The sequence below is a fragment of the Chryseobacterium sp. FW101-FHT12H09 genome, assembly GCF_058790395.1.
In genome coordinates this window covers 521,169-546,302 of the sequence record NZ_JBYTCP010000002.1, presented here as the reverse complement: position 1 = coordinate 546,302, position 25,134 = coordinate 521,169, and the positions used below count along the sequence as shown (strand labels likewise).

At 34.9% G+C, this 25,134-nt stretch carries 25 protein-coding genes; 19 read left to right on the top strand and 6 right to left on the bottom strand.

The window, feature by feature from the left end:
• Positions 1-3 precede the first annotated feature (3 nt).
• The 11 genes from nrfD to ypfJ all read left to right on the top strand — a co-directional run bounded on the left by nrfD (position 4) and on the right by ypfJ (position 11,672).
• Complete coding sequence (nrfD, locus tag AC3WRL_RS08315; protein ID WP_214830329.1) at positions 4-1,401, top strand: NrfD/PsrC family molybdoenzyme membrane anchor subunit; 1,398 nt, start codon at positions 4-6, stop codon at positions 1,399-1,401.
• A complete protein-coding gene (locus AC3WRL_RS08310; RefSeq protein ID WP_089028500.1) occupies positions 1,388-1,909 on the top strand; it encodes a DUF3341 domain-containing protein in 522 nt (173 codons plus the stop codon). The genes nrfD and AC3WRL_RS08310 overlap by 14 nt, the downstream gene beginning before the upstream one ends.
• A 1-nt stretch (position 1,910) precedes the next feature.
• On the top strand, positions 1,911-2,609 hold the full coding sequence (locus tag AC3WRL_RS08305; RefSeq protein ID WP_214830322.1) for a c-type cytochrome: 699 nt from the start codon (positions 1,911-1,913) through the stop codon (positions 2,607-2,609).
• A gap of 8 nt (positions 2,610-2,617) precedes the next feature.
• Positions 2,618-3,949 (top strand): quinol:cytochrome C oxidoreductase, encoded by a 1,332-nt coding sequence (locus tag AC3WRL_RS08300; protein WP_214830320.1) that lies wholly within the window; start codon positions 2,618-2,620, stop codon positions 3,947-3,949.
• A 145-nt stretch (positions 3,950-4,094) separates the two neighbouring features.
• Positions 4,095-5,111, top strand: a complete 1,017-nt coding sequence (locus AC3WRL_RS08295) for a hypothetical protein (protein WP_492330086.1) — start codon at positions 4,095-4,097, stop codon at positions 5,109-5,111.
• A 286-nt stretch (positions 5,112-5,397) separates the two neighbouring features.
• Positions 5,398-6,588, top strand: coding sequence for a hypothetical protein (locus AC3WRL_RS08290; protein WP_492330085.1), 1,191 nt, complete (start codon positions 5,398-5,400; stop codon positions 6,586-6,588).
• Entirely contained in the window at positions 6,589-7,125 is a 537-nt protein-coding gene (locus tag AC3WRL_RS08285; RefSeq protein WP_492330084.1) for an adenine phosphoribosyltransferase, read from the top strand.
• Positions 7,126-7,195: 70 nt separating this feature from the next.
• Entirely contained in the window at positions 7,196-7,903 is a 708-nt protein-coding gene (locus tag AC3WRL_RS08280) for a YfgM family protein (protein ID WP_214830307.1), read from the top strand.
• Positions 7,904-7,906: 3 nt separating this feature from the next.
• Positions 7,907-8,425 carry a 6,7-dimethyl-8-ribityllumazine synthase gene (gene ribH / locus AC3WRL_RS08275; protein ID WP_261510680.1) on the top strand — a complete coding sequence of 173 codons (519 nt, stop codon included), beginning with the start codon at positions 7,907-7,909 and terminating at the stop codon, positions 8,423-8,425.
• A gap of 227 nt (positions 8,426-8,652) precedes the next feature.
• Positions 8,653-10,731 (top strand): LTA synthase family protein, encoded by a 2,079-nt coding sequence (locus AC3WRL_RS08270; RefSeq protein WP_492330083.1) that lies wholly within the window; start codon positions 8,653-8,655, stop codon positions 10,729-10,731.
• An 83-nt stretch (positions 10,732-10,814) separates the two neighbouring features.
• The gene (gene ypfJ / locus AC3WRL_RS08265; RefSeq protein ID WP_214830301.1) at positions 10,815-11,672 is read left to right on the top strand and encodes a KPN_02809 family neutral zinc metallopeptidase; all 858 of its coding nucleotides are present in this window, start codon (positions 10,815-10,817) and stop codon (positions 11,670-11,672) included.
• 45 nt (positions 11,673-11,717) lie between these two features.
• On the opposite strand, the gene AC3WRL_RS08260 is transcribed toward ypfJ, so the two are convergent.
• Entirely contained in the window at positions 11,718-12,575 is an 858-nt protein-coding gene (locus tag AC3WRL_RS08260) for a GLPGLI family protein (protein WP_492330082.1), read from the bottom strand.
• A gap of 7 nt (positions 12,576-12,582) precedes the next feature.
• Positions 12,583-13,497: a GLPGLI family protein gene (locus tag AC3WRL_RS08255; protein WP_492330081.1), complete on the bottom strand. Its 915-nt coding sequence runs from the start codon at positions 13,495-13,497 to the stop codon at positions 12,583-12,585.
• Between the two features lie 213 nt (positions 13,498-13,710).
• On the opposite strand from AC3WRL_RS08255, the gene AC3WRL_RS08250 reads away from it, so the two are divergent.
• The 5 genes from AC3WRL_RS08250 (at position 13,711) to sufD (ending at position 18,262) form a co-directional block, all read left to right on the top strand.
• Positions 13,711-14,040 carry a HesB/IscA family protein gene (locus tag AC3WRL_RS08250; protein ID WP_214830295.1) on the top strand — a complete coding sequence of 110 codons (330 nt, stop codon included), beginning with the start codon at positions 13,711-13,713 and terminating at the stop codon, positions 14,038-14,040.
• A gap of 71 nt (positions 14,041-14,111) precedes the next feature.
• Positions 14,112-15,560 carry a Fe-S cluster assembly protein SufB gene (sufB, locus tag AC3WRL_RS08245; RefSeq protein ID WP_214830293.1) on the top strand — a complete coding sequence of 483 codons (1,449 nt, stop codon included), beginning with the start codon at positions 14,112-14,114 and terminating at the stop codon, positions 15,558-15,560.
• 6 nt (positions 15,561-15,566) lie between these two features.
• A complete protein-coding gene (locus AC3WRL_RS08240; RefSeq protein ID WP_214830291.1) occupies positions 15,567-16,073 on the top strand; it encodes a GNAT family N-acetyltransferase in 507 nt (168 codons plus the stop codon).
• 18 nt (positions 16,074-16,091) lie between these two features.
• Positions 16,092-16,835: a Fe-S cluster assembly ATPase SufC gene (gene sufC, locus AC3WRL_RS08235; protein ID WP_214830284.1), complete on the top strand. Its 744-nt coding sequence runs from the start codon at positions 16,092-16,094 to the stop codon at positions 16,833-16,835.
• 119 nt (positions 16,836-16,954) lie between these two features.
• Complete coding sequence (sufD, locus tag AC3WRL_RS08230) at positions 16,955-18,262, top strand: Fe-S cluster assembly protein SufD (protein ID WP_214831311.1); 1,308 nt, start codon at positions 16,955-16,957, stop codon at positions 18,260-18,262.
• Positions 18,263-18,331: 69 nt separating this feature from the next.
• Here the strand turns inward: sufD and AC3WRL_RS08225 are convergent, their stop codons facing one another.
• Positions 18,332-19,264, bottom strand: a complete 933-nt coding sequence (locus tag AC3WRL_RS08225) for a DUF3078 domain-containing protein (RefSeq protein ID WP_214830282.1) — start codon at positions 19,262-19,264, stop codon at positions 18,332-18,334.
• Positions 19,265-19,511: 247 nt separating this feature from the next.
• Here AC3WRL_RS08225 and AC3WRL_RS08220 point away from each other — a divergent pair, with 247 nt between their 5' ends.
• From AC3WRL_RS08220 to gdhA, 3 genes are all read left to right on the top strand, one after another.
• Entirely contained in the window at positions 19,512-20,279 is a 768-nt protein-coding gene (locus AC3WRL_RS08220; protein WP_492330080.1) for a rhomboid family intramembrane serine protease, read from the top strand.
• A gap of 33 nt (positions 20,280-20,312) precedes the next feature.
• Positions 20,313-21,422 carry a DNA-processing protein DprA gene (gene dprA, locus AC3WRL_RS08215; protein ID WP_261510672.1) on the top strand — a complete coding sequence of 370 codons (1,110 nt, stop codon included), beginning with the start codon at positions 20,313-20,315 and terminating at the stop codon, positions 21,420-21,422.
• Positions 21,423-21,612: 190 nt separating this feature from the next.
• On the top strand, positions 21,613-22,971 hold the full coding sequence (gene gdhA, locus AC3WRL_RS08210) for an NADP-specific glutamate dehydrogenase (protein ID WP_214830276.1): 1,359 nt from the start codon (positions 21,613-21,615) through the stop codon (positions 22,969-22,971).
• A gap of 215 nt (positions 22,972-23,186) precedes the next feature.
• Here the strand turns inward: gdhA and AC3WRL_RS08205 are convergent, their stop codons facing one another.
• From AC3WRL_RS08205 to AC3WRL_RS08195, 3 genes are all read right to left on the bottom strand, one after another.
• Positions 23,187-23,507, bottom strand: coding sequence for a hypothetical protein (locus AC3WRL_RS08205; protein ID WP_492330079.1), 321 nt, complete (start codon positions 23,505-23,507; stop codon positions 23,187-23,189).
• Between the two features lie 119 nt (positions 23,508-23,626).
• Positions 23,627-24,115: a YkgJ family cysteine cluster protein gene (locus AC3WRL_RS08200; protein WP_214830272.1), complete on the bottom strand. Its 489-nt coding sequence runs from the start codon at positions 24,113-24,115 to the stop codon at positions 23,627-23,629.
• Positions 24,115-25,086 (bottom strand): ion channel, encoded by a 972-nt coding sequence (locus tag AC3WRL_RS08195; RefSeq protein ID WP_214830270.1) that lies wholly within the window; start codon positions 25,084-25,086, stop codon positions 24,115-24,117. Before AC3WRL_RS08195 ends, AC3WRL_RS08200 begins: the two co-directional genes overlap by 1 nt.
• Positions 25,087-25,134 lie beyond the last annotated feature (48 nt).

Genomic DNA, 25,134 nt, shown 5'->3' with positions numbered 1-25,134 from the left:
AAAATGTCAGGACATTACGAAGCTCCGATAAGGGAACCTCTAATTATTGGTCACAAAACTTATCACGATATCACAGAAGATATTGCACGACCTATCGAAGAAAGAGCAGGTAAATTATGGTGGGTATCACTATATGCAGCTTTAGCTCTATTCATCTACGGATTCGGCTGTATCGCTTATACTATCGGGACAGGTATTGGAGCATGGGGGCTTAACAGAACTATTAACTGGGGTTGGGATATTACCAACTTCGTATGGTGGGTAGGTATTGGTCACGCCGGAACCCTAATCTCAGCGGTATTATTATTATTTAGACAGCGTTGGAGAATGTCTGTAAACCGTTCAGCTGAAGCGATGACTATCTTCGCAGTTGTACAGGCGGCAATCTTCCCTGTAATCCACATGGGTAGAGTTTGGGTAGGATATTGGGTATTCCCTCTTCCTAACCAGTTTGGTTCTCTTTGGGGGAACTTCAACTCTCCTCTACTTTGGGACGTATTTGCAATCTCTACGTATTTCTCAGTATCTACAGTATTCTGGTTCATGGGATTAATCCCTGACTTTGCAATGATCAGAGATAGAGCTAAAACGCCTTGGACAAGAAAAATTTATACATTCCTAGCATTCGGTTGGGGTGGTAAAGCAAAACACTGGCAGAGATTCGAAGAATTATCTTTGGTATTAGCAGGTTTAGCAACTCCACTTGTATTCTCAGTACACACTACCGTATCTTTTGACTTCGCAACTTCAGTTATTAAAGGATGGCACTCTACGATCTATCCTCCATATTTCGTTGCTGGTGCGATTTTCTCAGGATTTGCAATGGTACAAACACTATTGTTAATTGCCAGAAAAGTTTGTCACCTCGAAGATTATATCACTATGTATCACATCGAGATTATGAACATCGTAATCGTTGTAACAGGTGGTATGGTAACTGTAGCTTATGCAACTGAATATTTTATCGGATGGTATTCCGGATCAAGATTTGAAGACTTTACATATCTTTCTCCAGGTGCTGCAACAGGACCTTACTGGTGGGCTTTCTGGGCTTTGATTACTTGTAACTTGATTGTTCCGGCTTCTTTCTGGTTCAAAAAAGCTAGAACAAATATTATCTGGACTTTCATCGTTGCATTAATTATCAACATCGGTATGTGGTTTGAGCGTTTTGATATCATCGTTATTAACCTTTCAAGAGATTACTTGCCAGGTTCATGGACGATGTTTAAACCAACGATTATTGACGTGGGTGTATATTTAGGAACAATCGGATTCTTCTCTGTATTATTCTTATTATATGCAAGAACATTCCCTGTAATTGCACAGGCTGAATTAAAATCGATTTTGAAAATCTCAGGTGAAACTTATAAAGCAAAAGAAGGAGATGAGCACCACTAAAATTGTATACGGACTTTATGCTGATGACGACGATTTAATGAACGGCGTTAAAGCATTCAACGATAAAGGAATAACGATAAACGAAGTTTATACGCCATTTCCAGTTCACGGACTAGATAAAGCTTTAGGTTTAAAGAAAACTAGAATTTCTGATGCTGCGTTTTTCTATGCTCTTTATGGTGTTACCATTGGTGCAACTGTAACTTGGTATGTGATGAATCATGACTGGCCTCAAAACATTGGTGGTAAACCTGCTTTTGACTGGGGACACAATATGCCGGCATTCGTAGTTCCAATGTTTGAATTAATGGTATTTTGTGCAGCTCACATGATGTCTCTTACTTTCTTAGTTAGAAATAAGATGTATCCGGGAGCTCCAGCTCAAAATCCAGATCCAAGAACTACAGATGACAAATTCATGATGGAGTTTGTAACTGAAGATGTAGAATCTGTAAAACAGCTACTTATTGAAACTGGAGTTGAAGAAATAACTGTTAAAGACGCTTAAAATGAAAAAGAATGTATTAAGAATTACTGCAATCTTAGGTTTAACAACAGTTTTACTTAATTCTTGCGGACCGAAAGAAAATGCACCCCTGGTATATTTCCCGGATATGTATTTCCCGGTAGCTTATGATCCATTGATGAAAGCTCAGGATGCGTATTCAGATCATGAGAATGAAATCCCAGCGTTTGTTAAAAATAGCTTTGCAACAGGACTTGCTCCAGTAGAAGGAAGTGTTGCTCAAAATAAAGACGGAATTTTTGAAGAAGGATTACTTCCGAAAAATGTAGATGAATATAATGCAGGATATGATGCATCAAAGAAGATGACTGTTTCTCCTTTAAATCCAGCTAATGCAGCTAAGGATATAGAAAGAGGAAAAATGTTGTTCGACCACACTTGTGCAGCATGTCACGGAACTGGAGGTGATGGACAGGGTCCAATTGTACAAAGCGGTGCTTTCTCTGGTGTGCCTAACTACGCAGATAGAGAAATTACTGTAGGATCTGTTCATTATGTATTAACTAACGGTAGAAATGCAATGGGTTCTTATGCGGGACAATTGAACGCAGGAGACAGATGGAGAGTGGCGATGTATGTGATGAGTGCTTTCAAGAAAAATGCAGCACCAGCAGCAGCTACAACCGCTACAGCTACGCCAGCTGCGGCAACAACTGAGACGACTACCGCAACTAAAAAATAAGAAAAGAAATGTATACTTTTTCACCAAAATTAAAATCAACTTCTATAATACTGCTTGTTGTAGGTTTAGTTCTATTTGGTATTGGTTTTTTCTTGAATAAAGGAATCAGCACAGAAAAAATTGAACAGATGATGGAAGCTGTTCATGCTTCAGGTCACACTGCCCCTACTCATTCAAGTGAGATGATAGGTCCTCAGGATCATGCTGCTCATTTAGAACATGCAGAATTACAAATTCACAACCAACCATTAGCATCACTACATTTCGTAGCTGTATTTTTCTTTGGAGTAAGTTGTGCCGTATTGTTCTTCTATTGTATTCAGCACGCTGCTCACGCAGGTTGGCCAATTATTATTACAAGAGTAATGGAAGCTATTGCTTCTTATATTCCATACGGAGGAGCTATTTTGATCATCCTTATGTTATTAAATATCTTCCACCAAGGACACCTTTTTCATTGGATGGATCCGGATTTAACAGATCCAAACTCAGCACACTTTGATGTGATCTTATTTGAAAAGAAAAGATTCTTAAATATTCCTTTCTACGCAATCAGAACTTTGATCTACGTAATCGGAGCTTCATTCTTCGCATGGAAACTGAAAGCACAATCTAAAAAAGTAGATGAGACAAAATCTTTGGTTGAGTATCAATTCCTTTACAGATGGGCTGTTGGATATATCGCATTCTTCGGTTTTGCTTCTGCAGCTTGGGCTTGGGACTGGTTGATGTCAATTGACCCTCACTGGTATTCTACAATGTATATCTGGTATTCTATGGTGAGCTGTTTATCCAGTGGTATTGCTGTTATTATTCTTATCAGTGTATACCTTAAGAAGAACGGATTCTTACCTCAGTTCAATGACAATCACTTACACGATCTTGGAGTATTCCTTTTCGCAACAAGTATGCTTTGGACGTACACATGGTTTGCTCAGTTCATGCTTTACTGGTATGCAAACGTACCGGAAGAGGTTAATTACTTCTTTGGAAGATTCCAGCACTATTCACCTACATTCTTACCAATGCTAATTATCAACTTCTTATTACCTTTATTGGTATTAGTAAGTAGCAGCATTAAAAGAAATTATAAAGTAGTTACCGTAATGGCAGTAGTTGTTATTTTAGGACACCTTTTAGATTACTTTAATATGGTAATGCCTGGAACAGTGGGCCCATATTGGAAAACTCCTGAAGTATTTATACTAATACTAGGTGCTGTCCTATTTGTAGTTGGATTATTTATGTTTACTGTAATGTCAGCATTATCTAAACTAAAATTAATTCCTACTGGAAACCCATTCTTACACGAATCTGAAATTTATGAGTATCCTTTCTAAGGACTTGTAACAAAATAAAACTCTAAAAGACTGATTATTAACTAATCAGTCTTTTTTTATGCAGAAAATTAAGATTTCTGTGCAACCTTTTTTCAAAACTGTTGTCTTATAAGTAAACGGTCTCCACACCAGCAAATAATTAATTATGAAAAGAAACTACCTATTACAAATTCTATTCGTTTTGCTATTCAGCTTTACCAATGCCCAGACCATTACATTCATTTCAGAAAAAAATAATAAACCATTGCCTAAGGTTTCTGTTTTTGGAAAAGATGGAAGTATTTTAGCGTATTCTGATATTGACGGTAAAATAGATAAGCAAGCATTAAATCCGTCCCAGGAAAAATTTCAACTGATCTATGATAATTTTCTTGTAGCAACACTTTCCTATGCAGAGCTTGATCACGACATAATAAAAGTTAACGATCAGGTAAAAGAAATAGAGACCGTAGTATTAAAAAATAACAAACCTGCAAAATACATCATCATTAAAGGAAACTTTAATGCCTATGTCACACTAAATAACAAACTGAATTGCTATGCAGATGGTATTGTAACCTATGTTTTTGATAACAAAACTAAAAAACTAAAAAGTACCAATGCACAACAATACAGAATTTACAGATTGGAAGATCCTTCAGAGGAAAAAAAGCAAACATCATTATGGGACTATGGCAATTCATTAAACCTTCCCAGACTTAAAAAAATAGGAAACCCCGAAGACTATAAAAATAAAGTAACGGTTATAAAAGAATTAAAAGGAGACAAAAAAGATCAAATAGAAATCTCTGGTGAGGCATTACAAGAAAAAGAATTCGCTCTTTTTGGGTATCGCTTTTTTGACATAAAGGCTATTGTTAATCTTTCCTTCGAACAAGGATCTGAAAAAGGATTAAAAGATTTTTTAGAATATAATGATCGGGTCTTTATTAAAATAAAACACAAGAGCGAACCTAATTACAATCAAATACAAACATATACCAATTTCTATCCAACTGAAATCTCATTTGATAATAATGATGATGTTGAAAAAGTAAGATTTGATAAGGACAACAGCAGCTATACATCAAAATTCTGGCAAGATGCATCATTCCCAAATATGCAGGCAATCTTCAGTTCATTCTTTGAAGGAAGTCTAAAAGAACAACCAAACAAACGATAAAATAAAAAAATCTCCTATTTCTTTTAAATGATTTCTTTTAAAGTGAAAAATAATACTATAAATACTACTCCTTTCTTTTACTAGAGCAACTTTTCAACAATAATTATATAAAAGATTCCTTTGGCTGTACTCTTCAAATGGTCCATAAGATCTATTTAGGGATAAATAGCCTAAAGAACAACCAAACAAGTATGGCGGTAGTATTGAGATTCCAGAAAAAAGAAATAAAAAATAAAAAATTTCTATTAATAAAGGTTTTACTAAATTTGTAACAAACCGAATAAAAATGAAAAAGTTTTCTCTTCTACTAATTTTCAGCCTATTGCTTTTTACAGCATGTAAGAAAGATCATGTAGATGCTACGAGTACAAAAACTTTACAGTCAAGTATCAATGACATGGCATCAAGCCTGTCAACCATCAAACAAATCAAGTTTAATGAGGCTCTTTATATCCTTAAAACATTTGGAGTAGATGCCGAAGGTGACGTAAACGAAGTAAAGGCTCTTGGCAAATTAATTAATGGAAAAAAAGTTCCTGAAATTTTATCAATGGCCGATGAGGTAGCTCAGAAGAATAACATCGAATGGGCAAGTACGGCTCCACCTTCATTAGGAGAGATGAACATTTTTGGTGATGAAAAGGCGAAGGAAAGTGATCCAAATGATGTGAAAGCCAGCTCATTGAGTATCATTACAAGGCCTTCAGCTGATGACGGAAACGGAGCAACAGCTATCCAGATCATTCCTAAGCTTGTCGATAATGCAGGAAATCCTGTTGCATTTACGGGCGCCGGCTTAGAAGCTACATTAGAAGTTTTCAGTAATGGAGTAAAGCTTTCAACAGCAAAAAATCTGATGACTGATAATAATTTCAAAGGTTTCAATTTAAGATTTTCTTCTCTTTTAGCTTCAAAAGTGGTTGATAATAAAATAGATATCACGGTATCTGTAAAAACAACTGCAAAAACTTTTAAAATGTCTAAAATCGGGTTGGAAGTAAATCCGTCAGCTTTAAAAATTCCAGCACCTCCTAAAACAGATTCCACAGCTGTACCTACAGATCCAAATGCAGTAATTGATCCTAGCAACCCTACAGGTACTGGCAATACTACAGACCCTTCTGCAACAACAGTTCCTGCAACACCAAAACAACCAGCTGCAGATCCAAAAAATACAGTAAGTAAATTTTTAAATAATGTAAGTTCACAAAATCTTAAAGCAGCATTTGAGTCTTCAAATAACCCAAGCTGGGGAAGCTATGAGTCTTTTTCAAATCCTACTTCAGGCTTTGGATCCGTAAAAAATGTGAGTGTTAAAAATATCACGGCAAATGCCACTAATGCTAACAGCTCAAGTGTGAATGCTACTTATGATGTTACAGACAAAAATGGAAAAACAACTTCCCTGAAAGTAACTTTCGGACTTAAAAATGTAAACGGAGACTGGAAAATTTCCAGCTACAAAATAAACCCATAAATGGCTTCACAAGAATTAATTCATAAATTAGAAAATACCATTGAAAATGTTCCTGACTTTCCTATTCCGGGAATTCAGTTTAAGGACATCTCGCCTATTTTCCTTAACCCAAAATTATATGAAGAGGTTATTGAAGATCTTGTGAAATTCAGCAAAGGAAAGATTGATGCTGTTTGTGGAATCGAAAGCCGTGGTTATCTCTTTGGAATCGCAATTGCTGTTGCTTTGGAGGTTCCGTTTATTTTAATCCGTAAGAAAGGTAAACTTCCACCACCCATTATCTCGGAAAAATATGACCTGGAATATGGAAGTGCCGAAATAGAAACGCGTGAAGGACAGATAAAAAAAGGGCAGCGAATATTAATTCATGATGATTTACTGGCAACCGGGGGTACAACAGAAGCTGCGGCAAAATTAGTTGAAAAACAAGGTGCAAAAGTAGTACAGTTCAGTTTTTTAACCGCTCTAGGAGATTTAAATGGTGATGAAAAACTAAAAAAATTCAATGCGGAAATCTATCATATTTTAGAATATTAAATAATACATTCAAAGTATTTTGTAAATCCCTCAGAAACAATTAAATTTGCAATTCAATTTTTAAGAATTTATGGCAAAACTTGCAAAGAATGCTCAAAAAGAGCAAGAAGGTAAAGAAACAGTGGAATTTTTTAAAGATCTTGACAGAGAGGCTTTAAATACAGAAAGATTCCTAGAAAAATACTCAAAACCACTAGGTATTGTTTTTGGGGCTTTGGTTTTAGGAGTTTTAGGATTTTTCGCCTATAAACAATTTGTAGTTGCTCCTCAAAATACGGAAGCAGTAAAAACTTTCCTTGCCGCTCAAAAAAACCTTACTGAAGGTAAAGATAAAGAGGCGTTGGGAGGTAAATCTGCTGCAAACCCAGGTTTCATAGGAACTTATAATGACTTTTCTTCTACAGATATCGGTAAACTCGCAGGTTATAATGCTGGTTTATTAAAATTCAAAGAAGGGAAGTTCCAGGAAGCTTACGATCTTTTAGATCAATTCTCTTCTGACAACAAAACATTGATGGCGATGAAGTTTGGAGCTATGGCAGATGCAAAATCTGGTCTTAACAAAAATGATGAAGCATTATCATTGCTAGACAAAGCTTCAAGCGCTTCTTCAGATCCTTATACTTCTTACTTCTTTACAAGAAAGGCTGGTATAGTAGCTTTAGGATTAAAGAAAAAAGCAGAAGCTAAGAAATACTTTTCAACAATTGACGAAAAATATCAGGACTATGACAATGGAATGTCTGATTCTTATATTGAAATGACTAAATATTATTAAAAAATGGCAACAGTTAATCTTTCGGATTACAAGCCACTTAATATAACCAATGCCGAGGATTTTTCTATCGGCATTGTTTTTTCTGAGTGGAATGACTTTGTAACCTATAACCTTCGTGATGCAGCTTTAGAAATCCTTGAAAAAGAAGGAGTAAAAACTGAAAACATAAAACTTTTTACAGTACCTGGAGCATTTGAATTAAATTACGCAAGTATGCAATTGTGCAAAGAGCGAAAATTCGATGCTGTAATTGCTATAGGATGTATTATCAGAGGCGAGACTCCGCACTTTGATTTTGTATCTTCAGCAGTCGCACAGGGAATTAAAGATTGTAATATTCTGACAGATACTCCAACCATCTTTTGTGTTCTTACAGATGACACCAAAGAACAGTCTGTAGCACGCAGCGGTGGAGACTTAGGTAATAAGGGCGTAGAAGCTGCTGTTACAGCTCTAAGAATGATAGATTTTAAAAAGAAATTATCTCAGAAAAAGACCAATATAGGCTTTGGAAATTCTTAATTTTAATATCTTTTACAACCTATAAATTAAAAGGACTATTTTTTATAGTCCTTTTTTATTGTCTTTATTTCTTAAGCTAAGAAAACCTCTTTTATTTAATAATATTCCTTTTTAAGAATAATTTAAGCAATTATAAAAAACATAACAAATCAGCTGTTTTTATTTTTTTCCTTAAAAAATACAGCATAAAAACTATCTTTGCAAAAGTTAACATATACTTAATCTAAATGTATCCTCAAAAAATAAAACCATTCTTATACTTAGGATTTTTTTATCTTATTGTATCACTGATTGTTAGAATAGTATTTTTTTCCCACCCAATAACTACCGCAAGCTTTGGTTTCTTTGAGGTGCTGAAAGTCTTAGTAGTCGGAGTAGCTAACGATGTCTTTGTCTTTGTTTTAGCAAGTACATTTTTAGCTCTGTACTTCTTATTTCTTTCGGATTCAAAATATAAAAAGCCTTACGGGCAAATAATATTAGGAGCTTTACTGCTCCTTTTTTTCTATATCCTTCTTATTCCGAATAATATTTTTAAACAATATGGGGGATCTATAGCAGAAATTGCACTTGCTTTTATCGCATTAAAAATCATATGCTTTGCATTAATGCTTTTTCTTCCGTCAAAAAGAATTAAAATCCGTAACACGCTTTATTTCATTACGTTATTCATCTATGTATTGCTTATTGTTTTTAATGCTGTAAGTGAATATTTCTTCTACAATGAATTTGGATTGCGTTACAACTTTATTGCAGTTGATTATCTTATTTACACGAATGAAGTGATCGGAAACATTATGGAAAGCTATCCTGTCCTTCCCTTATTTTTAATCATCTTTGCTATTACATCTACCATCACATGGTTTATTTATAAGAAAACAAAGAATGAGCTCAAAGATCTTCCCAATTTCAAGCAGAAGCTAGTTTTATTAGGTTCTTTTATTCTACTTGCAGGAATCAGCTTAGTCTGCCTAACCTTTACTACTCAGATAAAATCCACGAATGTCTTTGCTGAAGAAATTGAGGCCAATGGATTTCCAAAGTTCTATTGGGCATTTACACATAATGAATTAGACTACTTCCAGTTTTACCCACAGATAGATCAGAAAAAAGCTGAAAGTAATTTTTTAAGCCAGTACTCTGATCCTGTTTTAACAAGAACAATAAATTCAGACCAACCTGAGCTCAAAAAGAATGTCGTTCTTATCTCTATAGAAAGTTTATCTGCTGATTTTATGCAGCACTATGGAAATGATCAGAAAATAACACCTTTCTTAGATAGTTTAGCCGATCGTTCTATGATGTTTACAAACTTGTATGCAACAGGAAACAGAACGGTTCGTGGTCTGGAAGCATTAACTCTTTGTATTCCTCCAACAGCAGGAGAAAGTATCATAAAAAGAGAAAATAACAAAAATAAATTCACAACAGGTGGCATCTTCAAATCCAAAGGATATGATGTGAAGTTCCTATACGGTGGTTACAGTTATTTTGACAATATGCAGGATTTCTTTGCTGGTAACGGATATGGAATTGTTGACCGTAATAATTTTAAACCTGAAGAAATTACTTTTGCCAATGTTTGGGGCGTTGCCGATGAAGATATGGCTAAAAAAGCAATTCAGGTAATGAATACGGAATCAAAATCTGGAAAACCCTTTTTCAATCATTGGATGACGGTTTCTAATCATAGACCTTTTACTTATCCGAACGGAAGAATAGATATTCCCGGTGATGCTAAATCCAGAGAAGGAGGGGTAAAATATACAGATTATTCTCTTCGTAAGTTTTTTGAAATGGCAAAGAAACAGGATTGGTATAAAAACACGGTTTTCGTAATTGTTGCAGATCATTGCGCATCAAGCGCTGGCAGTACAGCATTACCAATGGATAAATACAGAATTCCAGCTCTGATCTTCTCTGAAGATTTTATTCAGCCACAAAAATTTGATAAACTTATGTCCCAGATAGACCTTATGCCTACCGTATTGGGATTACTTAATTTCAACTACCAATCGAAATTCTTAGGACAGGATGTTTTTAAAAAAGAATTTCAGCCTAAAGCCTATATTGCCACTTATCAGGATTTAGGATTTGTAAAAGATGGATATTTAACAGTAATTTCTCCAGTAAAAAAGATAAAACAATATTCATTATCTCAAAAAAAGGATAAGCTAACTCCGGAATTTAGCATCTATTATGATGAAAATCCTATGAAGAATCCGAATCAGAAAGTGGTTGATGATGCCATTTCTGCTTATCAATCTACTTCATATTGGCTAAAGAGTAATCAGCTTAACCGTTAAAATTGTTCAAATATTTTTAGTAGAATAAAAAATAATAATTAATATCGATATTAGTTTTAAATTTACATCTAAAATTATTTACTATGAAATGGACAAACGATAGAGGCGGAAACGTTGAAGACCGTCGTGGCTCCGGGGGGAGTGGAGGTATGATCGTAGGAGGAGGCTTAGGAACATTGATTATTGCTGCCATCGTTTTCTTTTTGGGAGGCGACCCTTCGGGTATATTGAATTCAAATAGTATGTCATCACAAGGCCAGTCTGAACAGAGAGAATTAAATGCTGATGAGAAAAAAATATATGAAATGGTCGATATGATGGATGGATGGAACACCATTGCATGGACTGAAGTTTTCAAAGAAAACGGAATGACCTATACTCCGCCTAAAATTGTACTTTTTGAAAACACAACACAATCCGGCTGTGGTACTGCACAATCTGCAATGGGACCTTTTTACTGCCCGGCAGATCAGAAAGTGTATATGGATATGAGCTTCTTTAATGAATTACAGCAAAGATTTGGAGCGAAGGTAACAGAATTTACTGTAGCCTATGTTTTAGCACACGAAATCGGACATCATGTACAGACTCTTTTAGGAACAACCCAAAAAGTAGATGCTCTCAGAAGAAGTGGAAGATATTCAGAAGCTGATATGAACAGGGTCTCCGTAGCCACTGAATTACAGGCTGATTTCTATGCTGGTCTTTGGGCAAAAAGAACTAATGACAAGAAACAAATTCTGGAACCTGGTGATATTGAATCTGCTATAGATGCTGCCGAAGCTGTAGGCGACGATAATATCCAAAAAAGATCTCAAGGATATGTAAATCAGGAAAGCTTTACTCACGGATCTTCTGCTCAGCGTAAAGAATGGTTTATGAAAGGTTTTAATACGGGAGATATCCGGCAAGGTGATACTTTCAATCAACTTTTAAAATAAATAAGATACAATAAAAACCCTGAAGAGTTCTTCAGGGTTTTTTATTTATTGTAATTCAATTGGATTGCTGTTTTTCTTCGCCTCATCCTTCACCCTTTCTTCCATTCTTTTTTTCATATCAGCCGGATTCCGGTTTCCACCACCTCCACCTCGTCCAGCACCACCTACAACAACAGTCTGGGCAAAGCCTCCGCCACCGCCACCGCCTTGAGTCATAAAGGACATTGGATCTGTTCTATATTTTTCCTGTTGTTTTAGAAAATCTTTTCTTTTCACTTTTATGATATTCCCTCGTTGGCTTAAATTTGCCAATTCAGCGATCTTATAATTTTTCATTAAATCAAAGGAGTAATCTCCCTGGCTATCTTCTACCTTTACAATCAAACCTGGAAGCCCACTAAACTTATAAGGTCCATCCTGATAAGGAAGATCTGTAGTAAACCAGGCTGTCCATTTTCTTCCCGCAAAATCAGTTTCAGCCTTTTGAACTTTATAGTCCCCTATTTTAGTAGTTTCAGGTGATATTTTCCAATTTAATGGACGGTCTTCTTCATAAGAATACATATCTCGTCCCAACCTATCTTTAAAATAGGTTTTTTGATCTTTTTTATCTTTTTCAACAGAGTAATTGATGCTGGTTTTCAATCCTTCCATTTGATCCCTGTTAAAAGCTATTGCTCCGCCACTTTGAAACGTCTTTTGCATAATTGAGTCTCTTTTTACTCTATTCTCAGAGTAAAAAAGGGATTTCTCCTGCGAAATATCTAAGTATGCATTTTCGGTCTTTATATCATTTTTATTTGCTGCATCTGATTTCATAGTAACCTGATATACAAATCGGTTTACCTGTGCAAAAGCATTCTGCACGAAAAGAGCTAATGCAATGATGGCTATTTTTTTCATTTGTAATTTATTTTAGTTCAATTGGGTTTTGCTTTACATCATTGCGAAAGCTTTCGATATCACCCGTTGGTATAGAATTACTATTGCTACTGTCCATTCCTCTCGAAGACATTCCTCTACCTCCGCCATGACTGCCGCCTTTCATTCCGCCACCTCGTCTTCCACCCCCGGAATTCATATCTCCGCCACTTCTACTTCTCAACATGGTTCTGCTGTCTTTACTTAATTCTATTGCCGCTTTATCACCCATAAAATCTATTCGTGTGCTCAATTTTGCATCTGGACTTACAGATTCTTCAAAAGCATTTTTAATAGTAATCTTTTTTACAAGATCAAATTTGTAATCTCCTTTATCATCCTCCAGCTTCACAATCAGACCTGGCAATCCCGAAAATTTATAGGGTCCATCAGAAATATTTATTTCTTTTGTAAACCAGGCCGTCCAGACTCTGCCACCAAAATTGGCTGTTGCTTTTTGAGCTTTATATCCATTTTGTTGTTCAGTCTCTTCTGTCACCTGCCATTTAATAGGTCGGTCTTCCTGATAATAAATTTGCTTCCCAGCTATTTTATCATGATAATAAACTTTTTGTTCAGAAATGTTTTTTGTGATAAAATATTCAAAAAAAGATTGTTCCGATTGTTTTCCCAATCCAAATTTTGTAAAATCTTTCCCTTCTTTTTTACTATCATTTTTTTCTTCCTTTCTAAAAGCAGTTAATAAAGAATCCCTTACTAATTTATGTTCACTTATAAACAAGGATTGATTTCCTTTAATATCTAAAAAAGTTTTTTCAAATTTCAGACTTACCAGATTAATTGAATCGGGGTTTACTGAAGTTTCGTAAACATATCTTATAGTTTGTCCATAAGACATTGTCAGTAAAAACAATATAAAAAAGACCAGTAATTTTTTTTTCATAATTATTCTTTATAGATAAAAAATACTGTTCAAAGTTAAATCAAAAACAGAATTACTAAATTTGCAGAAGAATATTTATACATTTTTTAACACTAACAATGATATGTATAACGATGCTATTAAGATTCGAATTATTAAAATAGATATCTTCAATTTGAGATTGCGGAAATTAGTTCGTATTTTTGCAAGATTAAATCATTCTAAATAAATACAATGATAACAGTATCAGATCAAGCGAAGTTAAAAGCCATCCAACTTATGACGGAAGAAGGCTTTAACCCTGCTGAAGATTATATAAGAGTGGGGGTGAAAAGTGGAGGATGCTCTGGTTTGGAGTATGTTTTAAAATTTGACAACCAAAAAGAAGAAACAGACCAAATTATTGTAAACAACGATGTTAAAATTGTTGTAGACAAAAAATCTATCCTCTATTTAGCGGGTACCATTCTTGAATATTCAGGAGGTTTGAACGGAAAAGGATTTGTTTTTAATAATCCTAATGCATCCAGAACGTGTGGTTGTGGAGAGAGTTTTAGTTTGTAATTAGACGTTGGAAATTAGAAGTTAGTAATCACTATCTGACTTCTGATATCTAAAATCTAGAATCCATCAAAATGAGTAAATATACAGAAGACGATTTACGCGTCGATTTAGAAAATAAAAAATACGAATTCGGTTGGGAAACGAAGATCGATTATGAAGATTTCCCGATTGGTTTAGATGAAGATGTCATCCGTGCTATCTCTGCTAAAAAAGAAGAGCCAGAATGGATGACAGAATGGCGTTTGGAATCTTATAGAATATGGCTTAAAATGGTAGAACCTACATGGGCCAACATTAAATATGTGAAACCAGATTTCCAGGCAATTCGATATTATGCTGCTCCAAAGAAGAATGCCGAATTGGCAAGTTTAGATGAAGTAGACCCGGAATTGCTTAAAACCTTCGCAAAACTAGGAATTAACATCGAGGAACAAAAAAGACTTTCTGGAGTTGCCGTAGACATTGTAATAGATTCAATTTCGGTAAAAACAACTTTCCAGGATACTTTAGCAGAGAAAGGAATTATTTTCTGTTCTATTTCAGAAGCGATAAAAAACCATCCTGATTTAGTGAAAAAGTACTTAGGGAAAGTAGTTCCAAGAGGAGATAATTTTTATGCAGCTTTAAATTCTGCTGTATTTTCTGACGGAAGTTTCTGTTATATTCCTAAAGGAGTAAGGTGTCCAATGGAACTTTCAACATATTTCCGTATTAATCAGGCAGGAACAGGACAGTTTGAAAGAACTCTTGTGATTGCTGATGAAGGAAGTTATGTTTCTTATCTTGAAGGTTGTACTGCTCCTTCCAGAGATGAAAATCAATTGCACGCAGCCGTTGTGGAATTAATTGCAATGGATAACGCTGAAATTAAATATTCTACAGTTCAGAACTGGTATCCAGGTAATGAAGAAGGAAAAGGAGGTGTATTTAATTTTGTAACAAAAAGAGGACTTTGCGAAAGAAATGCAAAGATCTCATGGACACAGGTTGAAACCGGATCTGCGGTAACATGGAAATACCCATCTTGTATTTTGAAGGGAGATGGATCAATTGGTGAGTTCTATTCTATTGCTGTGACTAACAATCACCAATATGCTGATACCGGAACAAAAATGATCCATATCGGAAAGAACACAAAATCAACGATTATATCCAAAGGTATTTCTGCCGGTAAATCACAAAACTCTTACAGAGGACTGGTAAAAGTAATGCCTTCTGCAAAAGGAGCAAGGAATTTCTCCCAGTGTGATTCTTTACTAATGGGTAACGAATGTGGTGCACATACATTCCCATATATTGAGATTAAAGATCCTACGGCCCAATTAGAGCATGAAGCAACCACTTCAAAAATCGGTGAAGATCAGATCTTTTATTGTAACCAGAGGGGGATCGATACGGAAAGAGCGATTGCTCTGATCGTGAATGGCTTCAGTAAAGAGGTTTTAAACAAGCTTCCTATGGAGTTTGCTATTGAAGCTCAGAAATTATTAGAGATCTCACTAGAAGGCTCAGTAGGATAAGACAGGATGAAAACTACGGAAAGATTAATTTTAAGAAAACCTGAAAAGCAAGATTTTGAAAGATTTTTTGAAATTAATAAAGACCCGCAGACCAATCTTTATAATCCGAGTGGACCAATGAGTCTTGAAAAAGCTGAAAATACATTTAATAGAATGCTTGAACATTGGGATCAATACAATTTCGGTGGATGGGCAATTTTAGAAAAAGAAAACCCAGATAGGGTTATTGGCTTCGGCGGACTTAGCTATAAAATGTATGACGAAGAAGAAAAATTAAACCTTGGATATCGTTTTGCTCCGGAAGCCTGGGGAAAAGGATATGCAACAGAGTTTTCAAAAAAAGCTATAGACTTCGGTTTTAATGATCTGAATGAAAAGGAAATTTTCGGTATGGTTCGTCCTGCTAATGTTGTTTCGATCAAAGTATTGGAAAAAGCAGGAATGGAACAGACTGGACAACTTAATGATGTACCGGATCAGCCGGAAAGTTTAATATATAGAATTCAAAAATAATTTGTTTAAGCAAATAAAATGTTAGAAATAAAAAACTTACACGCCAGAATTGAAGATGGCGCACAAATTTTAAAAGGTATCAATCTCGAAATAAAACCGGGTGAAGTTCATGCTATAATGGGACCTAACGGAGCAGGAAAATCTACTCTTTCATCTATTATTGCGGGTAAAGAAGATTACGAAGTTACTGAAGGTGATATTATTTTTCAAGGTGAAAACATTAACGAAGATGCTCCTGAAGAAAGAGCTCATAAAGGAATATTCCTATCTTTTCAGTATCCTGTAGAAATTCCCGGAGTTTCTGTGACTAACTTTATTAAAGCTGCTTTAAACGAAACCAGAAAAGCAAACGGACTTGAAGAAATGCCTGCAAAAGAAATGCTTGCTATGATTCGTGAGAAGTCTGAAAAATTGGGAATTAAGAAAGACTTCCTTTCAAGATCATTAAACGAAGGATTTTCAGGAGGTGAAAAGAAAAGAAATGAGATCTTCCAGATGATGATGCTTAATCCAAAACTGGCTATTCTTGATGAAACCGATTCAGGATTGGATATTGATGCTTTAAGAATTGTTGCAGATGGTGTAAATCACTTTAAAAATGAAGGAAATGCAGTTCTTTTGATTACTCACTACCAAAGATTGCTAAACTATATTCAGCCGGATTTTGTACATGTTCTAGCGAACGGTAAGATCATTAAAACGGGTGACAAATCTCTTGCTTTAGAATTAGAAGCGAAAGGTTACGACTGGCTTCTTAATTAAGAAGAGAAATTTTTTGGTGCAGATTTTATCAATTCTGACTAAAAGATAAGCGGAAAACCCGCAAATAATATTACAATTTTTAAATATATAAAAAAGGTGTGATGGCCGAAATTTCAGTAATGGCTTTATACGATCAAATTATTGACAACCACGATGAGTTTTTGAAAAGCCTTCGTCACAGATTTCTGGATGAAGATAGAAAAGCAGCTCTTCGAGAGTTCGAAAGCATTGGTTTTCCAACCAAAAAGGACGAAGAATATAAATATACCAACTTAAAAGAGATCACGGAAAAAAACTATAATTTCTTTCCAAAAGAAGGTCACAATATTACCAAAGAACAGTTGGACCAATTGCATTTAGGTGAAGAAAACTTTGACTGGATCGTTTTTGTAAATGGTAAACTACATAAGGAGTTATCAAAAGTTTCTATCGAAAACGTAGAATTTCTTTCATTCAACTATGCTTTGAATGACGAAAAACATAAAGAAGTTTTTGATAAATATTTCAATACAATTGCAGGGAAGAGTTCAGCTTTTACAGATTTAAATCTTGCATACTGCAAATATGGCTTCTTCTTGAAGGTACCAAAAAATGTTGTCATTGAAAGACCAATCCATGTTTTCTATCTTTCACAAAACCAAGAAGAAAATACATTCTACAATACAAGAAATTTATTGATCGTTGAAGATGGAGCAAAAGTAGAAGTAATTGAAAGTCATCATAATTTTGACGATACTTTTGTATTGACAAATTCAGTGACCGAGATCTTTACCTATCCAAATGCTAAGGCAGACTGGCATAAACTTCAAAATGATAATGATACTTCTTATCTTATCGATAATACTTTTGCAAAACAGGAAAAAGACAGCTTAACAACTGTAAATACTTTCTCTTTTGGAGGAAAATTGGTAAGAAACAATCTGGATTTCATCCATAATGGACAGAATATCAACTCATTCATGAATGGGATTACGATTATCGGAAAAGATCAGCTAGTGGATCACCATACGGCTGTTCACCATAACCAACCTAATTGTGAAAGTTATCAGAACTATAAAGGGATATTCAAAGATAAGGCTCATGGAGTATTTAACGGAAAGGTTTTCGTTGATAAAATAGCTCAGAAGACCAATGCTTATCAACAGAATAATAATGTGTTATTAAGTGAAGGAGCAACAATTGATACAAAGCCTCAGCTAGAGATCTTTGCAGATGATGTAAAGTGTTCTCATGGTTGTACAGTGGGCCAATTGAATGAAGATGCATTATTTTATCTGAGAGCAAGAGGAATCTCCAAAAAAGAAGCTCAGGCATTATTACTTTATGCTTTTGCGAATGATGCCATGCAGAACATTGACATTGAACCTTTAAAGGAAAAAATTTCAAAGTTACTGGCTGAAAAATTAGAAGTAGACATTGAATTCTAAGAAAATAAATTGATACCAAAAAAAGCACTTCTTTCGAAGTGCTTTTTTATTGATTAAATAATTACTTTGTTATTTTTTAAGCCACCACTGATTGTCTTTTCTATCAGATCTTTTCACACCATTATTAACGGTATACGCAAAACCGATTCCTAAAGTTTGTTTCAGCTGTGTTTTCTGAATCTGATTATGATCGTATAGTACATCTACTGTGATATTGGATGAGATATACTTATTAATTTTTAAATTTAAAACAGCTCCATAAGCCAGTACTAACCTTTCGGGATGATCGAGATAGTTTGAAAACACAGAAGCGGTATTCGTCAGATTAATATTTTCCATCAGTTTCACTTTATATACAGCATTTCCTAAAAAACCAAACTGCAATAGTGAGTTATCTCCATCTGCTTTTAAACCATAATTCCCAGCTTTCTGAAGCTCATTATCCAACACAAAGGTCCATCTTCCATTGACAGGGCGCAATGTTACCGTTAAATTATCATTGGGTCTATAGGTAACCCCCAAACCCATGTTAAAATATCCCGGAGCCATAAAATTGGATATCTTTTTAGCTTCAGGGTTGTTTCCATCTTCATAACCAGCAGAAAATTGTGACTGCAAACTGGCCCCAGAAGAAATATACCAGCTTTTAGAAAACTGTCTTCCATAGTTTGTAGATATATTGAGGACATCCTGTGTTTTCCTTGTCCCTATTCCCTTTGTATTATTCTGACCGTAACCAAGAATGATGATATTCTCCCACAGGTCTTTATCTTTTTCGTAGGTAAGATTATAATCGACACCAGCGAGCCAGCCAACATTATTGGCTCCTCCACCAACCCAATTTGAAAAAGCTGCCTGATTGAACATTAATGTGTTTTTTCCTAATACAGACCAGCTTTTTATAGAATCCTTTACCGGTGTTGCTGTTGTATCTATTTTTATCTCTTGTGCTGCTACATTTATTCCCAATGCAATGGAAAAAATCAACAATTTGTTCTTCATAATTAAAGATTTCCAATACAAAAATAGAAATATAATTTTTTATTGAAGAACTTTCACTAAACAAATAGACCCAACAAATGGATCGAAATGTCCGAAATAAAGAAAATGAATCATCAAACAATAAATTCCAAATCACTAGTTCCCTAAAAATCATTACCTTTTGTCTTATAAATAATTTAAAAGAGAAAAAACCATCGCCAAATTTTCCGAAATTTATTATTGGCTTTTGATTTGACATTACCTCTTCATGTTTAAAAACGCAATTTCCAAGAAAGCTATCTTATATCCATTGCTGATGCTTGCTGCAATGTGGCTGGGCTACTTTTTACAAACACAAGGCTTCTTTCAGAGTTGCTTTGGAGCCATCATTCCTCTTTTACCGGAAGGTTTGTTGGGGGTGATTACCTCTCCTCTTTTGCATGGAAATATGGACCATATTATCAGTAACTCAATTCCCATTGCTGTGCTGATGTTTCTTTTATATCAGTTCTATCCATTAGTGGCCAATAAAGTGTTTGTTATCGGTTGGCTGGCAACTGGATTATTGGTTTGGTTACTTCCGCCCATAGATATCCTCACAGGTGAATACATGTACACCTGTACCATTGGAGCCAGTGGCGTCGTATATGTTTTAGCTTTCTTCCTCTTCTTCAGTGGAGTATTTAAATGGAATATGAAACTTTTAACCATTTCTTTACTGGTTGTATTATATTACGGAAGTTTGATTTGGGGGATGTTTCCTGAAGAATTATTTTACAATCTTCATGAACCAAGTAAAATATCCTGGCAAGCCCACCTTTCAGGAGCAGTAGTAGGAAGTATCATTGCTTTTGCATTCAAAAATATTGGTGAAAAAAAGAGAAAATTCATTTGGGAATTCCCTAACTACTATAACGAGAAAGATGACAAGCTTTGGCAGGAATATAAAGAAAATCACCCCGAAGACTTTTTAGAACTGCCCCACAAAAAAAGAGATGATATCTGGGATCATTTAGAGGAATTAAGGAAAAAATAAAACTTAATTCATTACATTTGAAAAAAAACACACATGATTTCCGAAGAACATCTTTATGCAATCGCATTACGCGAGTGCAGCCTGATTGGTGATATCAATTTCATAAAACTTATTAGAACATTTGGAAGCGCTAAAACGGCGTGGGAAAAGGCTAAGAAAGAATATAAAAAAATAGATGGATTTGGTCAAAAGATTGTATCAGATATTGGCAACCCTAGCCATTTAGACTTTGCTGAAAAAGAATTGAAATTTTGCGAAAGCAACAATATTCTGATCAAGCTAAAACATCTTAAAGAACTCCCCTACTTACTCGGGGAATGTGAAGATGCTCCTGCTATTTTATACCAAAAAGGAAACTACAAAAATTCACTATTGCCATTAAGTATTGTAGGTACAAGGAATATTACGGCTTATGGTAAACAGTTTATAAAGAATTTTTTTGAAGAAACCCAATCTTGTAGTTTTATTTCCATTAGTGGATTGGCTTTGGGAGTAGATAAAGAAGTGCACGATCAATCTCTTCACTACAAAATCCCTACCGCTGCTGTTTTAGCGCATGGTTTCCACACTCTTTATCCTGCAAAAAATAAGCGGCTATCTGAGAAGATCCTGCAAGACGGCGGAGTCCTGTTTACCGAATTTAATTCTTCAAGAAAACCTGATAGAGAAAACTTTATTCAAAGAAATAGAATTATTGCTGGAATATCTCCAGCAACTATGGTAGTGGAGACCGCTTTTGGAGGCGGATCAATGAGTACAGCAACCTTTGCTAACGGCTATAACAGGGATGTTTTTGCTCTGCCCGGAAAAATTACAGATCAGTATAGCCAAGGCTGCAATCATCTTATTTCTCAAAATAAGGCAGCTACAATTTCTACAATTAAAGATCTGATTAGCAACCTTGGTTTTAACAAACCTAAAGAAAAAATAGAAGAACTATTTCCCAGTTCTTCTATTGCAATCCAATTAACTGAAAATCAAAGTCTAATCTATAATTTTATTGCTGAAAATCCACAAATTAATTTGGATGATTTAGCCCAGCAAATAGTCCTTCCAACACATAGAATTTTACCTGTACTTTTAGAATTAGAGCTTTTAGGTAAAGTGAAATCGTTTTCTGGGAGGCAATTTCTAGCAATTTGAAATTTAACTATTTCTTAATATTGCATTATTTCACGTATAACATTTAATTTTTAATAAAATTTAAATGCAAATTATCAATTTAATAATATTTTCTCTCATAATTAATAAATTTTCAACAATCATCAATTAAGGTGTTGTGAATCTTGAAAAAAAAATTAAATTTGTTGGCAATAATATTCAACCTTAATATATGGAACAATATAATATTGACCAGAAAATCCAGGAGTTTATTGCAAAAATTGAGGCAAAAAACCCTAACGAGCCAGAATTTTTACAAGCCGTAAAAGAAGTTGCAGTTACTGTAATTCCGTTTATCGCTACCAAGAAAGAATACACAGGAATGAAGCTTCTTGAGAGAATGGCTGAAGCTGAAAGAATTATTATTTTCAGAGTTCCATGGGTTGATGATAAAGGAGAAATCCAGGTAAACAGAGGTTTCAGAATTCAGATGAACTCTGCAATCGGACCATACAAAGGAGGAATTCGTTTCCATCCTACTGTAAACTTGTCAGTTCTTAAGTTCTTAGCTTTCGAACAAGTATTCAAAAATTCATTGACTACTCTTCCAATGGGTGGTGGTAAAGGAGGTTCTGATTTTGACCCACAAGGAAAATCAGATATGGAAGTAATGCGTTTCTGCCAGGCTTTCATGACTGAATTATGCAAGCACATTGGCCCTGAAACTGATGTTCCAGCAGGAGATATTGGAGTAGGATCAAGAGAAATCGGATATCTTTTCGGACAATACAAGAAAGTAAGAAACGAATTTACAGGTGTGCTTACAGGAAAAGGTCTTGCGTATGGTGGATCATTGATCCGTCCTGAAGCTACGGGATATGGTGTCGTTTACTTCGCTGAGCAAATGCTTAAGACTATTGATCAAACATTTAAAGATAAGATTGTTTCTGTTTCAGGTTTCGGTAACGTAGCCTGGGGAGTTATTAAAAAGGTATCTGAATTGGGTGGAAAAGTAGTAACTATTTCTGGTCCTGACGGATATATCTATGATAAAGACGGTATCGATGGTGATAAAATTGATTATTTATTAGAATTAAGATCTTCAGGTAATAACAGAGCTGAAGACTATGCTAAAAAATATCCATCTGCTATTTTCTATGCAGGAAAACGTCCTTGGGAAGTGAAGTGTGATGTTGCTATCCCTTCAGCTACTCAAAACGAATTGGACTTCGAAGATGCTAAAGTATTGGTTGAAAATGGAGTTCTTTGCGTAACTGAAGCAGCTAATATGCCTTCAACGTTAGAAGCGATCAACTATTTCTTAGACAGCAAAGTATTATTCTCTCCTGGTAAAGCGTCTAACGCTGGTGGTGTAGCTACTTCAGGATTAGAAATGACTCAGAACTCAATTCGTCTAAACTGGACTTCTGAAGAGGTAGATGCAAGATTAAAGGAGATCATGATCGGAATCCATAAAGCTTGTAGAGACTATGGAAAAGAAGAAGATGGTTATGTAAACTACGTAAAAGGTGCAAACATTGCCGGCTTCGTGAAAGTTGCAGAAGCAATGCTGGCTCAAGGAGTTGTATAAAATAAAATATAAAGGTTGGGAAATTCCCGGCCTTTTTTCTTATAGCCTGTTCCCGGGAAAATGGGAAAAAAGTAAAAAGTGAAAGGAGAAAGCATTGATTTATTCAATGCTTTTTTTATTTTCAGAATATGGGAAATACTTTTAAAATAAAAACTATTAATAAAAAAATCCTGAAATAAATATTTCAGGATTTCTCACTTTTACTTTTAAATTACTTATTTCGACTTTTTCTTTTTAGCTTTTTTTTCCTCTTTAGTGGCTTCTGCCGTTTTAGTTGCTTCTACATTGGTATCGGCACTTACGGTTGCTGTTGCGTCACTCAGTGTTGACGTATTTGCAGCGGCATCTGTTGTAACTGTTGCACCTGTACTCTGCCCTTGCATTTGGGTAGTCGTACTCGTGTTTGTTTGTGTACTTTGCGGCTGCGCTTGAGTAGTTGTTTGATTTGCATCAACTTTTTTCTGAGCATCAGTTTGAGCTGATACGGCAACTGCTCCCGCTAAAGAAAAGACTGCCGTTAAAATTAACTTTTTCATATTGTAATATTTTAAATGGTTGTTTAATATTTTTTAAACGCCATTTATTTCATTAAATTATATCTAAAGTTCTTATTTAACGTACTTTATGTATTTTTAAGATGATTTTTGATTATAGGTTATTTTCCTAAATTTTTCATAATTCTTTCTACAAATTCAAATGCTGCAGGGCAGATTACAGTATTTTTCATCATCAGTGAATTGATCTGATAGATCTTTTTACGATCCGTATGTGGGTATTCTCTGCAAGCCTTAGGTCTCACTTCATAGATAGAACATGTATTATCATTATTAAGAAAAAAGCAAGGGAGATTTTGCAGAACTTTATCATTGTCTTCATCTACCCTCAGAAATTTTGCTTCAAAATCTATAGGTTTCATCCGAAGATGTTTAGCGATACGTTCAATATCTTTTTCTGTATATAATGGTCCAGTTGTTTTACAGCAATTAGCACACTGAAGACAATTAATCTTTTCAAAAACCTCCTCATGGGTTTCCTGAACAACATAATCAAGGTTCTTAGGTGGTTTTTTCTTTAATCCATCTAAGAATTTTTTGTGTTCTTTTTGCTTTTGTAAAGCCTGTGTTTTATAAAGTTCCAGATTCATTATCCTCTATCCTCCGCTAAAACGGAAAGATCTACTTTTTGATATTTATTAATTTTATCCAGATCCAGAATTGTAGACTGGTTATCCTTATTTGGGTAATACATTGGTACAAATTTAGCCCCATAAATTATCTCTCCGGTAGCATAAGATGACCTTTGAACCACTGTATTTGAAAAGACCTCATCAAAAGCTCGTACCTGTACTATAATTTCTATATCGATACTTTTAAAATCATCTTCAGAAAACCCATAAAAGGGAGAGTTTTCATCAATTAAATGTACCACAGTCCAATTCAGTGCCAATGTACTGATCTTGTTTAATCGGGTCTCTAATCTATAAAAGTTGCTCTTAGGTATTCCGTCTTCAATAACCTCAATTGCAGCTGATACTATAACATCTGCATCAGTAAGTGCATTATTTTTATAAGGAGCCAGCCTAAACATTAAAGCTGTAGAATCCTGAAAAGGCGATATAACAGCAATATCAGAAAATCTTAAATAGGCTCTGGGTCTGGAAAATCTTCCATAAAATAAACCCGTTGCAATGGCAAAAGCAAGCAATCCCAGAAAAGCTTCAAAAGTAGCCACCAAACTCGCCATAAAACCGATCGGAGCTATTCTACCATATCCAACAGTAGTAAATGTCTGTGAACTAAAGAAAAATACATCTATAAATTCATTGATCGGATTACTCTTATCGATCCCAGTAAGATGTTGTACTCCTATAGAGTAATAAATTAAAGCAAAAATAATATTTATAAGAATATAGCCAATCACTAAATAGGAAAGAAACCTGAATGTAGACAGGTTCAGCATAGTGTGATACCAGCTCAACCTATTAAAGACATTAATGCCTTTTCTTCGAACATTCGGCAGTCCATCCTTATTGATAAACCTTCCGGAAGCATTACTTCCAAAACCACTGCTATCCGTATTTTTCTGACGAATTTTTTGCCTAAATCCTCTTGCCATTATTTATATTATTTTTCTTTCCAACTTTTGTAACCAACATGCAAAGAT

What these genes read in the sequence shown, in the direction of transcription:
- nrfD (WP_214830329.1), top strand. Translation starts at nt 4, where the DNA reads ATGTCAGGACATTACGAAGCTCCGATAAGGGAACCTCTAATTATTGGT.
- AC3WRL_RS08310 (WP_089028500.1), top strand. Translation starts at nt 1,388, where the DNA reads ATGAGCACCACTAAAATTGTATACGGACTTTATGCTGATGACGACGAT.
- AC3WRL_RS08305 (WP_214830322.1), top strand. Translation starts at nt 1,911, where the DNA reads ATGAAAAAGAATGTATTAAGAATTACTGCAATCTTAGGTTTAACAACA.
- AC3WRL_RS08300 (WP_214830320.1), top strand. Translation starts at nt 2,618, where the DNA reads ATGTATACTTTTTCACCAAAATTAAAATCAACTTCTATAATACTGCTT.
- AC3WRL_RS08295 (WP_492330086.1), top strand. Translation starts at nt 4,095, where the DNA reads ATGAAAAGAAACTACCTATTACAAATTCTATTCGTTTTGCTATTCAGC.
- AC3WRL_RS08290 (WP_492330085.1), top strand. Translation starts at nt 5,398, where the DNA reads ATGAAAAAGTTTTCTCTTCTACTAATTTTCAGCCTATTGCTTTTTACA.
- AC3WRL_RS08285 (WP_492330084.1), top strand. Translation starts at nt 6,589, where the DNA reads ATGGCTTCACAAGAATTAATTCATAAATTAGAAAATACCATTGAAAAT.
- AC3WRL_RS08280 (WP_214830307.1), top strand. Translation starts at nt 7,196, where the DNA reads ATGGCAAAACTTGCAAAGAATGCTCAAAAAGAGCAAGAAGGTAAAGAA.
- ribH (WP_261510680.1), top strand. Translation starts at nt 7,907, where the DNA reads ATGGCAACAGTTAATCTTTCGGATTACAAGCCACTTAATATAACCAAT.
- AC3WRL_RS08270 (WP_492330083.1), top strand. Translation starts at nt 8,653, where the DNA reads ATGTATCCTCAAAAAATAAAACCATTCTTATACTTAGGATTTTTTTAT.
- ypfJ (WP_214830301.1), top strand. Translation starts at nt 10,815, where the DNA reads ATGAAATGGACAAACGATAGAGGCGGAAACGTTGAAGACCGTCGTGGC.
- AC3WRL_RS08260 (WP_492330082.1), bottom strand. Translation starts at nt 12,575, where the DNA reads ATGAAAAAAATAGCCATCATTGCATTAGCTCTTTTCGTGCAGAATGCT.
- AC3WRL_RS08255 (WP_492330081.1), bottom strand. Translation starts at nt 13,497, where the DNA reads ATGAAAAAAAAATTACTGGTCTTTTTTATATTGTTTTTACTGACAATG.
- AC3WRL_RS08250 (WP_214830295.1), top strand. Translation starts at nt 13,711, where the DNA reads ATGATAACAGTATCAGATCAAGCGAAGTTAAAAGCCATCCAACTTATG.
- sufB (WP_214830293.1), top strand. Translation starts at nt 14,112, where the DNA reads ATGAGTAAATATACAGAAGACGATTTACGCGTCGATTTAGAAAATAAA.
- AC3WRL_RS08240 (WP_214830291.1), top strand. Translation starts at nt 15,567, where the DNA reads ATGAAAACTACGGAAAGATTAATTTTAAGAAAACCTGAAAAGCAAGAT.
- sufC (WP_214830284.1), top strand. Translation starts at nt 16,092, where the DNA reads ATGTTAGAAATAAAAAACTTACACGCCAGAATTGAAGATGGCGCACAA.
- sufD (WP_214831311.1), top strand. Translation starts at nt 16,955, where the DNA reads ATGGCTTTATACGATCAAATTATTGACAACCACGATGAGTTTTTGAAA.
- AC3WRL_RS08225 (WP_214830282.1), bottom strand. Translation starts at nt 19,264, where the DNA reads ATGAAGAACAAATTGTTGATTTTTTCCATTGCATTGGGAATAAATGTA.
- AC3WRL_RS08220 (WP_492330080.1), top strand. Translation starts at nt 19,512, where the DNA reads ATGTTTAAAAACGCAATTTCCAAGAAAGCTATCTTATATCCATTGCTG.
- dprA (WP_261510672.1), top strand. Translation starts at nt 20,313, where the DNA reads ATGATTTCCGAAGAACATCTTTATGCAATCGCATTACGCGAGTGCAGC.
- gdhA (WP_214830276.1), top strand. Translation starts at nt 21,613, where the DNA reads ATGGAACAATATAATATTGACCAGAAAATCCAGGAGTTTATTGCAAAA.
- AC3WRL_RS08205 (WP_492330079.1), bottom strand. Translation starts at nt 23,507, where the DNA reads ATGAAAAAGTTAATTTTAACGGCAGTCTTTTCTTTAGCGGGAGCAGTT.
- AC3WRL_RS08200 (WP_214830272.1), bottom strand. Translation starts at nt 24,115, where the DNA reads ATGAATCTGGAACTTTATAAAACACAGGCTTTACAAAAGCAAAAAGAA.
- AC3WRL_RS08195 (WP_214830270.1), bottom strand. Translation starts at nt 25,086, where the DNA reads ATGGCAAGAGGATTTAGGCAAAAAATTCGTCAGAAAAATACGGATAGC.